Genomic DNA, 12,438 nt, shown 5'->3' on the forward strand with positions numbered 1-12,438 from the left:
TGCCATCTTCCAATTTCGCCACCTTCCAATTTCGCCATCTTCCAATTTCGCCATCTTCCAATTTCACCACCTTCCAATTTCACCACCTTCCAATTTTGCCACCTTCCAATTTTGCCACCTTCCAATTTCACCACCTTCCAATTTTGCCACCTTCCAATTTTGCCACCTTGAGTGTGTCTCCTACTATGTAGACGAAAGAAAAATGATTTCCCCCTATGGGGAAGTAAAAAAAATCACAAAAAATCTTTTAAATAAGCTCTCATGAGCTTGAGGGCTTTGGTCATTTGATTCTCAACAGTTTTAATAGAAATGTTACACTCTTGGGAAATTTCTCGATTCTTATACCCATGAAATCGACTTTTCACAAATACATTTCTGCACTTTTCAGGTAGGTTTGCGATGGCCTTTGCAATTTGCTCATTCAGCTCTTCTTCGATGATCATCATGCTAACGTCATCTTGGAGTGTAGCTACTTGCAGCTCGTTTTCCAGGCAACTAAAAGGATCGTCTAAATACAAATTATACTTTCGCTTTCTGAGATGATCCAAACAAGCATTTCGAGTCATGGTAAACAAAAGGCTGCTCAAGCTTTTCTTCACTACTAATGACTTCTTCTCATGCAGTTTCAAAAAAACGTCGTGAACAACTTCTTCGGCATCTTCTTTCTTTACATAGCTTTCGGCAAAGCACAACAATCGCGGATAATACAAATCGAACAGCATGCTAAAAGCTCGATTATCTTTGCGTTTTAATAATTGAAGTAATACAGTATCCCCCATAGATCTAGGTTTCTTGTGAACATCGAAATTGTGCATGACAAAGCCGTTGTTCTATTAAACAACAAGTCTAGGTGGGTATGGGTTAACTGGGGTAGTTCGCTATCCTTTTAATCTCGATAGCATTCGTATATTAAATTAGAAATTTATACTACTCGTTATGACAAAAATTGAAATTATAAAAGTCGGCTTAAAAGCCGTCGGAAATATCTTTCAATCCTTTTTCATTCAAAACAAAAATTTCTTTTCCTTTTAAATTGATAAGGCCTTTCTTTTTAAACTCTGACAACAAGCGAATTGCTGACTCAGTTGCTGTACCGATGACATTCGCAATATCTTCACGTGATAAATGAATATCGATGGCTCCCGCTTCGGTACTGTTAAAACGATCATTCAAATACAACAAGGTAGCGGCTAAGCGCTGTTTTACTGTTTTTTGCGCCATATCGACGATCACATTATCTGCATTTTTTAGAGACAGGGCCATGTTCTTGAGAATCTCCATGGTAAAGTTAGGGTTTTTCTCCAAATCTTTCAATATCTCTTCTTTGGGAATAAAACACACCTCCATGTCATTAACTGCAATTGCCTTTAAATTTGACACTTCGTTATTCACGAGACTTCGTTCGCCAATGAGATCACCTTTACGAATCAAATGAACAATCTGGTCTCTTCCATTATCACTCATTTTAGAAACCTTACAAACACCGTCGCGAATACAGTATACACCATTAATATGTTCGCCTTCTTCAAAAAGAATTTCTCCTTTTTTGACGTATTTAGACGTTTTACATCCTGATATTCTCACCAACTCATCTTTAGTTAGTGCTTTTAGTGAATTAAACTGACGTACAATACACTGTTCACATTTCCCGCTCATATCGTGCCATTTTGAGGTACTCAAAGGTACTAAAAAGCTGACAAATATCATATTTTTAACGAGGGTATTGTCTGACCTTTGCACTAGGCAAACGAGTAAATATGAAAAATAAAGTGTGTTTCCACTGTGGCAATGAATGTGAAACAGACACCATAGTGCTTGACGAAAAGTTTTTTTGTTGTAACGGTTGTAAAACGGTTTATGAAATTTTTTCAGCAAACGACCTTACCTGTTATTACGACTTACAAAATGCACCTGGTGCAGCACCGTCAGAAATTCAAGGTAAATATGACTTTCTAGAACAAGAGGCGATTATCGCTAAACTGCTTGAATTTCATGAAGAACAGCACCAAGTAGTCCAATTGTACATCCCACATATCCATTGTAGTTCGTGTATCTGGGTTTTAGAAAACCTACACAAACTCCATTCGGGCATCAGTTCGTCACAGGTAAACTTTCCTAAAAAAACAGTGAGAATTGGTTTTAACACCGAAGAAATAAGCTTAAAAGAAGTCGTTTTACTACTCAGTAGCATTGGTTACGAACCTTATATAAGCTTAGAAGACTATGAGGTTGGCAGTAAAAAAGTAGACCGCTCGCTAATTTATAAATTGGGCGTGGCAGGATTTGCATATGGAAATGTCATGTTTTTATCCTTTCCGGAATACTTTGAAGTGAATGAATTTTGGCTCGATCAATACAAAGTCGTATTCCGTTGGTTAATGTTCTTCTTTTCTGTTCCGGTTGTGGGCTACGCAGGTGTTGACTATTTTACGACTGCCTATAAAGGGCTTCGCAACAAAATTCTCAGTATAGACGTCCCCATTGCTCTCGGAATCCTAGTACTCTTTATTAGGAGTACCTATGAAATTTTATTTGATAAGGGAACGGGATTCTTCGACAGCTTAACCGGACTGGTCTTTTTTTTACTCCTCGGAAAATTCTTTCAGCGAAAAACCTATAATTTTCTTTCTTTTGAACGCGATTACAAATCCTACTTTCCGATTGCCGTAACGAAAATACACAAAGACGGCAGTGAAGAAAATATTCAAATTTACGATGTTGTCCAAGGAGATCGCTTGCTGATTCGCAACCACGAATTAATTCCGGTCGATGGTATTGTCATCAATGGAAATGCTCAAATAGATTACAGTTTCGTCACGGGTGAGGCACATCCTGTTCGCAAAAAATCAGGAGATAAAATTTTTGCAGGAGGAAAGCAATTGGAGGGCACTATAGAAATGGAAGTTTTGCACTCCGTATCGCAGAGTTATCTCACTCAATTATGGAGTAATGACGTGTTTCAAAAAGATAAGCGATCAACCTTTACCACGCTCAATGATAAAATTGGAAAAAATTTCACCATTGCCGTTTTAACCATAGCATTTGTAGCCGGGAGTTTTTGGCTTTGGTACAACAGCGGGAAAGCACTCAACGTAGTCACGGCAGTTTTAATCATCGCCTGTCCCTGTGCTATTGCATTGGCAGCTCCGTTTACGCTTGGTAACCTTCTACGCATACTAGGCAAGCGAAAATTCTACTTAAAAAACGCAACTGTCATTGAACAATTGGCCACCATTGACAGTGTCATTTTTGACAAAACGGGAACCTTAACAACTCCATCAGAAAATCAAATCACGTATCAGGGTACTGAGCTTTCAGCTGCGGAAACTCAACTCTTAAAGAACACGCTCCGTTCCTCAAACCATCCGCTGAGCAGAATGGTATACGCGTACTTACCTCATAGTGAGAAACTCACCTTAACTAATTTTCAGGAACATATTGGTAAGGGGATTAGCGCCAGTCATCAAGGAATGAACATAACCGTGGGCGCTGCTAGTTTTGTAGGAGCTTCTGAAGAAAAGGACCTCCTTGAAACGGCCATACACATCTCCATAAATGAACAATACGCAGGTAAATTTGTCGTGAAAAATGCGTATCGAACACATATCAAAGAAGTTTTTACAGCCCTTGAAAAGCACTGCGAACTCGCAGTAGTTTCTGGAGATAATGAAGGAGAAAAAAACTATTTAAGTACACTACTCCCTGAAAAAACAACGTTCTTGTTTCACCAAAAACCGGCAGATAAGTTAGCCTATGTGGCTGAACTTCAAAAAGCGGGAAAGAAAGTTTTGATGATCGGCGACGGACTCAACGATGCAGGCGCCTTGGCACAGAGTAATGTCGGTATTGCGATTTCAGAGAATATCAATGTCTTTTCTCCTGCCTGTGACGCTATCTTGGACGCCACTAAATTCGAACAAATCAATACCTACTTACAGGTAGCAAAGAAAGCTATTCAAATAATCAAATATTGTTTTATATTATCCTTGTGTTATAATGTCATTGGCCTCTATTTTGCGGTTACTGGGCAGTTAACCCCTGTCATAGCTGCCATCTTGATGCCATTGAGCTCAATCAGTATCGTTTTATTCACTACTATTGCCACAAACATCCTAGGAACTAAAATCAAATAATTATGAAAATCAACCAATATATAGACCACACCTTGTTAAAACCAACAGCTAGCTCAGCCCAGATTGTACAACTCTGTGAGGAAGCCATTACTCATGATTTTTACGCTGTATGTGTGAACGGAAGTCGCGTAGCACTCGCTAAAAAAAGTGTCGCTAACTCGGCGGTCAAGGTCGCGGCGGTCATCGGATTTCCTTTAGGAGCTATGGACACCGAGAGTAAGGTCTTCGAAGCTCGGAAAGCTATAGAAAACGGTGCGGATGAAATAGACATGGTCGTTAATATCGGCAAGGTCCTCGAAGGAGAGTTGTCAGCTGTACAAGACGAAATTTTTCAAATTAAACAAGCAATCGGCGATAAGGTATTGAAAGTAATTTTTGAAAATTGCTACCTAGAAGCTTCACATATTACTGCTCTCAGTGAAATTTCATTGAAAGCTGGAGCGGATTTCATCAAAACATCCACCGGATTTGGAACAGGTGGAGCCACTTTGGAAGACGTGTATCGAATGGCTGCGGCTACGAATAATGGCATTGCAATCAAAGCTGCAGGAGGTATTCGCGACTTGGACACCGCTGAAAAATACCTAGCACTCGGCGTTACGCGTTTAGGAACCTCATCGGGGGTAGCTCTAGTTACTGAAGGAATAGCAAAAAAAGACAGTTATTAATCCACAAACTATGAGTATACACATTGGCGCTCCTGAAGGAGCTATCGCAGAAACCGTATTACTACCAGGTGATCCTCTTCGTGCAAAATGGATTGCAGAAAACTTTTTAACAGATGCTGTTTGTTATAATGAAGTTCGAGGCATGTTGGGCTACACAGGCTACTACGATGGAAAACGCGTATCAGTACAAGGTACGGGAATGGGAATTCCAACCACCTTAATCTACGCACATGAACTCATCAACTCCTACGGAGTAAAAAATCTAATCCGAGTGGGTTCAGCAGGTTCTTATCAAAAAGACGTACAGCTCAGAGATATCGTTATTGCCATGGCTGCCTCTAGCAATTCTGGACTTAACAAAATAAGGTTCAACGGAGCTGATTTTGCACCTACCGCTAGTTTTTCACTGTTTAATAAAGCCATAGAAATGGCACGACAACAACAGCTCCCTATCAAAGCAGGCAATATTCTGAGTTCCGATGAATTTTATGCGGATGATTATGACAGTTACCAGCAGTGGGCAGATTACGGAGTTCTCTGTGTCGAAATGGAAACAGCTGGGCTGTACACCATAGCAGCTAAGCACCGCGTAAATGCTTTGGCCATTTTAACTATATCTGACAGTTTGGTGACCAAAGAACACACTAGCGCAGCAGAACGCGAACAAACTTTTAAAGAAATGATCAATTTGGCTTTGTCCATTGCTTAATTCAATACCTCAAGACTTATGAACACGCTCATACAAAAATACAACATACCAGGACCTCGTTATACGAGCTACCCTACAGTGCCTTATTGGGATGAAAAGACTTTTAGTCGTGAAAAGTGGATTTCTAGCTTCCGCCAATCCTTTGAAGAGAGCAATAGTGCGGAAGGGATTAGTTTGTATATCCACCTCCCCTTTTGCGAATCGCTGTGTACCTTTTGTGCGTGTCATAAGCACATTACCAAACGTAAGGAAGTTGCCGACCCCTATATCGCCACCGTATTAAAAGAATGGGATCTTTACCTAGAGCAGGTCAGCTCAGTTCCTCTTATTCGAGAAATTCACCTCGGTGGTGGTACTCCAACTTTCTTTTCGCCAAAGGCCTTGGAACAACTCATCACGGGCTTGTTAAAAAAAGCGCAGAAACATCCTGATTACGAATTCAGTTTTGAAGGACACCCCAACAACACCACTAAAGAACACCTGTTGCAACTGTATAACTTGGGGTTCACAAGAGTGAGTTTTGGCGTTCAGGACTACAACCCTACTGTTCAAAAGGCCATACATCGCGTACAGCCCTTTGAGCAAGTGGCCAAGGTTACCCGATGGGCACGTGAAATTGGCTATACTTCAATCAGTCATGATTTAGTTTTTGGCCTTCCTTTTCAAACAAAGGAAAACGTTATCCATACGATCAATAAAACCAAAGAATTACAACCGGATCGAATTTCTTTTTACAGTTATGCACATGTTCCGTGGGTAAAGGGTGTTGGACAGCGTGGCTTTAATGAAAATGACTTACCTAAAAACGAAGACAAACGCAAACTCTACGAAATAGGAAAAGCACTATTCGTTGAAATGGGCTATCAAGAAATCGGGATGGATCACTTTGCGCTTCCTACAGACAGTTTATACAAAGCGAGTATACAGCAAAAGCTCCACAGAAATTTTATGGGCTACACCGCACATAAAACACAACTGATGATTGGTTTGGGAATGTCATCGATTTCTGACTCTTGGTATGGCTTTGCCCAAAACGTCAAAACTGTTAAGGAATATGAAGCTTTGGTTAACGACGGAATACTTCCTGTATTTAGAGGTCATATTCTTACTCAAGACGATTTGGTTATGCGCCAACACATCCTCAATATCATGTGTCATTTTACTACCTCTTGGGAAACTCCTGCGCTCGAAATAAAAGACGTAGAACTGCATTTGTTAAAACTGCGTGAACTCGTAAAAGACGGATTGGTTCAGGTGCATGACACCAGCTTAAAAGTACCGGAAAAAGCCCGTCCTTTTGTGCGAAACATCTGTATGGCCTTCGATAAAAAACTCCACGAAAAACAGCCGGATACTCAGTTGTTTTCTATGACCATTTAACTAAAATAAATCCTGAGCTCGAAAACTCAGGATTTTATTTTATAGTAAGTGTTTGTAACAAAATGATAAAGTGAAAAAAAAGGACTATAAATGAGCAATTTAATTTTTCTACTAACTTAACAATTCAATCTATATAATGAGTCCGAAAATTTAACGTCCTATAGTCCCTAGTTAAATAGAATGCGAAATCATTCAGTGGCCAAAGGTACTCATATACAACAACTTCACCTATACCTATTACCCCTATACTTGGTATCAGGGTTTTCCCTGAGTTACCTACTCAACGCCCCTTAAATCGTTCAATACTGGACACTTACTATTCAGCAACTACAGAAAACTTCGTTTTTTACTTGTGAGAGTACTTTGTCGTTGGTAGCACTGATGTCTTTTCTATTGATTATACATGAGTATTACTACTATTTAGAACTTCTAAAATTAAGTAAACATGACAAATATCATATTTTAAACAGGCCTCTAAAACTACCTTTGACCTATAATTATCAGGCAAATTATGAGCGTTATTTACTTATTACTTTCACTTAGTATTCTGGTGGCTATAGTCTTTTTTGTAGCCTTTATAGTATCTGTCAAAAAGGGTCAATATGACGATGCGTATACTCCATCGGTTCGTATGCTGTTTGATGATGAATTGGTAAACGAAGAACAACTTAACCAACCGCGTTAAGCTCAACGACAACACCAATGAGAAGCGAACTAACAATAAAAATTAAATTCAAATAGATTATGGAAATGCAACAATTTTATTACGATAATAAAATCGTAAAAAAATTCATCTATGCAACCTTACTATGGGGGATAGTGGGATTCTCGGTAGGATTGCTCTTGGCTTTTATGTTTCTGTTCCCAAATATCACAGATGGCATAGCTTGGCTGAGTTTCGGACGTATTAGACCTTTACATACCAATGCCGTAATTTTTGCCTTCGTGGGGAATGCAATTTTTGCGGGTGTTTACTACTCCTTACAACGTTTGCTAAAAGCGAGAATGGCAAGCGACTTTTTAAGTAATTTCAATTTCTGGGGATGGCAGCTCATCATCGTTGCTGCTGCAATTACGCTCCCCTTAGGATATACTACTTCCAAAGAATACGCAGAACTAGAATGGCCAATTGATATTGCCATTGCACTAGTATGGGTAGCTTTTGGAGTCAACATGATATGGACCATATTAAAAAGACGTCAACGTCATTTGTACGTTGCTGTATGGTTCTATCTAGGAACTTTTGTTACCGTAGCTGTGCTACATATCTTCAATAGTTTAGAACTACCAGTAAACTTCTTAAAAAGTTATTCAGTGTACGCGGGGGTACAAGATGCTTTAGTTCAATGGTGGTATGGGCACAATGCGGTAGCTTTTTTCTTAACCACTCCATTTTTAGGACTGATGTACTACTTTGTACCGAAAGCTGCAAACCGTCCGGTATATTCGTATCGTTTGTCAATCGTACACTTTTGGTCGCTCATCTTCATCTATATTTGGGCTGGACCACACCATTTATTGTATTCTTCACTACCAGACTGGGCTCAAAACTTAGGAGTTGCCTTTTCGGTAATGCTTATCGCTCCTTCATGGGGAGGAATGATCAACGGGTTGTTAACTTTACGTGGTGCTTGGGATAAAGTACGTACCAATCCCGTATTGAAATTTATGGTGGTTGCAATTACCGGATATGGTATGGCTACCTTTGAAGGACCAATGCTGTCATTGAAAAACGTAAACGCTATTGCGCACTTTAGCGATTGGGTTATTGCCCACGTACACGTAGGGGCACTCGCCTGGAATGGTTTCTTAACCTTTGGTATGCTCTACTGGTTAATTCCACGTATGTTTAAAACCAAATTGTACTCAACAGCTCTTGCTAATTTCCACTTTTGGATTGGTACCTTAGGGATTATCATGTACGCCTTACCAATGTACGTCGCTGGATTCGTTCAGGCTTCTATGTGGAAACAATTTAACCCAGACGGAACCTTAACCTATGGAAACTTCTTAGAAACAGTGAACGAGATCATTCCGATGTACTGGATGCGTGCCATTGGAGGAAGTTTATTCATCTTCGGAGCTATCGTAATGCTCTACAACGTGGTAAAAACTGTAAAGCAAGGAACTGAAGTAACCGATGAGTTAGCAGAAGCTCCAGCCTTGAGCAAGGTATCTAAACACAGAACAGGTAGCGAAACTTGGCATACTTGGTTAGAAAGAAGACCTATTAAATTAACAATCTACGCTACGATTGCTATTTTAATTGGAGGTGTAGTTCAGATTGTACCTACCTTATTGGTAAAATCCAACATTCCAACAATTAGTAGTGTCAAACCTTATACTGCCTTAGAATTAGAAGGAAGAGATATCTATATCCGTGAAGGTTGTGTGAGTTGTCACTCGCAGATGATTCGTCCGTTCCGAAGTGAAGTAGAACGTTACGGTGAATATGCGAAGGCAGGAGAGTTTGTTTACGATCACCCGTTCTTATGGGGAAGTAAGCGTACAGGACCCGATTTATTACGTGTAGGAGGTAAATACCCTGACAGTTGGCACTTAAATCACATGTACGATCCACAAAGTACCTCTCCAGGTAGTATCATGCCTCGTTATCCTTGGCTGTTAAAAGATGCCCTTGACAAATCGTACACTGAAAGTAAGATGAAAGCCATGGTAAACCTCGGTGTCCCGTATACTGATGAAGACATTACCAATGCGCAGCAAAGTATGGATGCCCAAGGAAAGCAGATTGAGGAAAACCTCCACAGTGACCCTGACTTTGCAAAGGCCTACCAAGAAGACAAAAAGTACGCTCGTGAAAACGGTTTACAATTCATTGAAATGAAAGACCGCGAAATCGTTGCCCTTATCGCCTATTTACAGCGTTTAGGAACGGATATCAAAGTAAAAGATGTTCAAGAACAATTAGGATCTAAAACCAACTAGTCATGTTAAAATTTGTAAAAAATCACCTCGAATCCATTGCGGGAATTGAAATCTATCCGATTATTTCCCTTACGATCTTCTTTACATTTTTTGTAATCCTTTTTTGGTGGGTATTCACCGCAAAAAAAGAGTATTTAAGCAAGGTAAGTCAATTACCATTAGATAATCAATAGAAAACACGACACTGATGAAAAAATATTTTCAATCACTTTTATACATAACCTTCTTAGCTGTGAGTTCATTCGCTATCGTTACCGCGATAAGCAGCTACGAAAATCCATTTAGTCTTTACGAAAACCCGTTGGTATGGATTGCCATTAGTGCAGTAATACTCGTGGTACTTCTGAAAGAATTAGTCAACATCGTCGCCCTTAAAAAAGCAGAAGAGTTGACCTTAGAAAAACAGGGAATTAATCCAGAAGAAATTGACCATTGGGCCTGGGCAAAAGCATTGATAAAAAAATGGACGAAAGCCAAAGCCATTGCCGATGAAGGTGAAATCGAACTCGATCACAATTACGACGGTATTAAAGAATTGGACAATTCTTTACCGCCATGGTGGTTGTACATGTTTTACATGACCATCATATTTGGAGTAGTCTACCTCATGCGATTCCACGTCTTTGGAGGAGATAACCAAACTGTTGAATACGAAAAAGCCGTAGCCATTGCACAACGTGAACTCAGCGAGTTTCAGGCAACTTCTAAAGAAGCGGTTATCGATATGGAAAACTTAACGGCACTAACCGATGAGGCTTCGTTAAAAAGAGGACGAGCGGTATTTAATTTAAACTGTGCGGCCTGTCATGCAAAAGATGGTGGTGGACTTATAGGACCGAACCTTACAGATCAGTATTGGATACTCGGAGGCGGTATTAAAAATGTATTCCGTACCATTTCGAAAGGTGGACGTGACGGAAAAGGAATGGTAGCATGGGAAAAAACCTTGAAACCTATTGACGTGCAAAAAGTAGCGAGCTACGTACTGTCATTACAAGGTACGACTCCTGCTAAACCAAAGGCTGCAGAGGGAGACTTGTACGAAGAAGCTGCCGCGGCTGCTCCAGTGAAGGAAACCGACACAGCAGCACCAGCAACTCCTGAAGAGCAAGAAACAATTAAAGAATAACCCTATTTGTTATTTATTATTAGGTAAAGATGGAAACACCCGAGAATGAAATTTTTAGAGATAGTATTAGTACTGTAACTAGTGAAGGGAAGCGTTCTTGGGTATTTCCTAAGAAGCCGAGCGGGAAATTTTATAAGTACAGAAGTTTTGTTAGTTATTTTCTGCTCGTCTTTTTACTCAGTGCGCCGTTTATCAAAATCAACGGTAATCAGTTTTTACTATTCAATGTTTTAGAGCGACGTTTTAATATTTTTGGATTCCCTTTTTGGCCACAAGATTTTCACCTCCTAGTAGTCTCTATGATTATTGGAGTAGTGTTCATCATCCTCTTTACGGTTGTTTTTGGTCGAATATTTTGCGGTTGGATTTGTCCTCAAACCATTTTCATGGAAATGGTATTCCGCAAAATTGAATACTGGATAGAAGGTGATCGAGGAAAACAACTGCGATTGGAAAAACAAGCTTGGAACGCGGAGAAAATCAAAAAACGCTTGCTCAAATGGAGTATCTTCTTTTTGATTTCCTTTGGTATCGCCAATGTATTTCTGGCCTACTTAATCGGTAGTGACACGCTTATTCAATACGTAACAGACAATCCTTTACACCACGTAAGTACCTTGATTTCTCTACTTATTTTCACCGGTGTATTCTATTTCGTATTCGTGTGGTTTCGCGAGCAAGTATGTATCATCGCTTGTCCGTACGGTCGACTACAAGGAGTACTACTCGACAACAAAACCATCAACGTCGCTTATGATCACGTTCGTGGAGAGAAGGAAAAAGGAAGAGCGCGATTCAAAAAGAACGAGGATCGAGCGGCCAGCGGAAAGGGAGACTGTATCGATTGTTTTCAATGCGTCCACGTTTGCCCAACCGGGATTGATATTAGAAACGGAACACAACTAGAATGTGTTAACTGTACCGCATGTATCGATGAATGCGATCATATGATGGAAAAAGTAGGACTTCCTACCGGACTCATACGCTATGCCAGTGAGGAGAACATCCGCAAAAAGGCTCCCTTCAAATTTACGGCGCGAATGAAAGGATATACCGCCGTTTTAGGTATCCTTATCAGTGTATTGATAGGTATGCTCTTTTTACGAAACGATGTGGAGGCTACAATACTGCGATTACCAGGGCAATTATACCAACACAAAGAAGGAGGTATTATCAGTAATATATACACGTTTAAAGTAATTAACAAGACCATTGAGGAAATCGATGATGTCAGTTTTAAAATACTCTCTCACAAAGGAAGTATCGAAACGGTTACCCATCAGAATTTTTCCGTTCCTAAACAAGGGCTTGCAGAGGGTACCCTCTTTGTTGAATTGCACACATCGCAAATGAAAAAAGAACGGGTTACCTTAACAATTGGAGTTTACAGTGGCAGTAAACTCATAGAAACTACCAGCACTAATTTTCTAGGGCCAAGGAGTTACCGATAAATTAACCGATAGCCTAGCT

General features: G+C 40.0%; 11 protein-coding genes. 9 read left to right on the forward strand and 2 right to left on the reverse strand.

The features are described from left to right. Nucleotides 1–233 precede the first annotated feature (233 nt). Together ACKTS5_RS16645 and ACKTS5_RS16650 are read right to left on the reverse strand one after the other, a co-directional pair. Nucleotides 234–779 carry an RNA polymerase sigma-70 factor gene (locus tag ACKTS5_RS16645; protein ID WP_408045015.1) on the reverse strand — a complete coding sequence of 182 codons (546 nt, stop codon included), beginning with the start codon at nt 777–779 and terminating at the stop codon, nt 234–236. Between the two features lie 187 nt (nt 780–966). After that, the gene (locus tag ACKTS5_RS16650) at nt 967–1,656 is read right to left on the reverse strand and encodes a Crp/Fnr family transcriptional regulator (RefSeq protein WP_408045016.1); all 690 of its coding nucleotides are present in this window, start codon (nt 1,654–1,656) and stop codon (nt 967–969) included. Between the two features lie 101 nt (nt 1,657–1,757). On the opposite strand from ACKTS5_RS16650, the gene ACKTS5_RS16655 reads away from it, so the two are divergent. From ACKTS5_RS16655 to ccoG, 9 genes are all read left to right on the forward strand, one after another. Continuing rightward, on the forward strand, nt 1,758–4,133 hold the full coding sequence (locus ACKTS5_RS16655) for a heavy metal translocating P-type ATPase (protein WP_408045017.1): 2,376 nt from the start codon (nt 1,758–1,760) through the stop codon (nt 4,131–4,133). A 2-nt stretch (nt 4,134–4,135) separates the two neighbouring features. After that, nucleotides 4,136–4,801, forward strand: a complete 666-nt coding sequence (gene deoC / locus ACKTS5_RS16660) for a deoxyribose-phosphate aldolase (RefSeq protein WP_408045018.1) — start codon at nt 4,136–4,138, stop codon at nt 4,799–4,801. A 10-nt stretch (nt 4,802–4,811) separates the two neighbouring features. After that, nucleotides 4,812–5,510, forward strand: coding sequence for a purine-nucleoside phosphorylase (gene deoD / locus ACKTS5_RS16665; RefSeq protein WP_408045019.1), 699 nt, complete (start codon nt 4,812–4,814; stop codon nt 5,508–5,510). An 18-nt stretch (nt 5,511–5,528) separates the two neighbouring features. Beyond that, nucleotides 5,529–6,890 (forward strand): oxygen-independent coproporphyrinogen III oxidase, encoded by a 1,362-nt coding sequence (gene hemN, locus ACKTS5_RS16670; RefSeq protein ID WP_408045020.1) that lies wholly within the window; start codon nt 5,529–5,531, stop codon nt 6,888–6,890. A 511-nt stretch (nt 6,891–7,401) separates the two neighbouring features. Beyond that, nucleotides 7,402–7,575, forward strand: coding sequence for a cbb3-type cytochrome oxidase assembly protein CcoS (gene ccoS, locus ACKTS5_RS16675; RefSeq protein ID WP_408045021.1), 174 nt, complete (start codon nt 7,402–7,404; stop codon nt 7,573–7,575). A 59-nt stretch (nt 7,576–7,634) separates the two neighbouring features. Then, entirely contained in the window at nt 7,635–9,839 is a 2,205-nt protein-coding gene (gene ccoN, locus ACKTS5_RS16680; RefSeq protein ID WP_408045022.1) for a cytochrome-c oxidase, cbb3-type subunit I, read from the forward strand. Between the two features lie 2 nt (nt 9,840–9,841). Next, a complete protein-coding gene (locus ACKTS5_RS16685) occupies nt 9,842–10,012 on the forward strand; it encodes a CcoQ/FixQ family Cbb3-type cytochrome c oxidase assembly chaperone (protein WP_408045023.1) in 171 nt (56 codons plus the stop codon). A gap of 14 nt (nt 10,013–10,026) precedes the next feature. After that, on the forward strand, nt 10,027–10,968 hold the full coding sequence (locus tag ACKTS5_RS16690; RefSeq protein ID WP_408045024.1) for a cbb3-type cytochrome c oxidase N-terminal domain-containing protein: 942 nt from the start codon (nt 10,027–10,029) through the stop codon (nt 10,966–10,968). Between the two features lie 29 nt (nt 10,969–10,997). Further along, nucleotides 10,998–12,419: a cytochrome c oxidase accessory protein CcoG gene (gene ccoG / locus ACKTS5_RS16695; RefSeq protein ID WP_408045025.1), complete on the forward strand. Its 1,422-nt coding sequence runs from the start codon at nt 10,998–11,000 to the stop codon at nt 12,417–12,419. Nucleotides 12,420–12,438: the final 19 nt, after the last annotated feature.

It is taken from the genome of Tenacibaculum litopenaei (assembly GCF_964514025.1).
Lineage (GTDB): Bacteria > Bacteroidota > Bacteroidia > Flavobacteriales > Flavobacteriaceae > Polaribacter > Polaribacter litopenaei.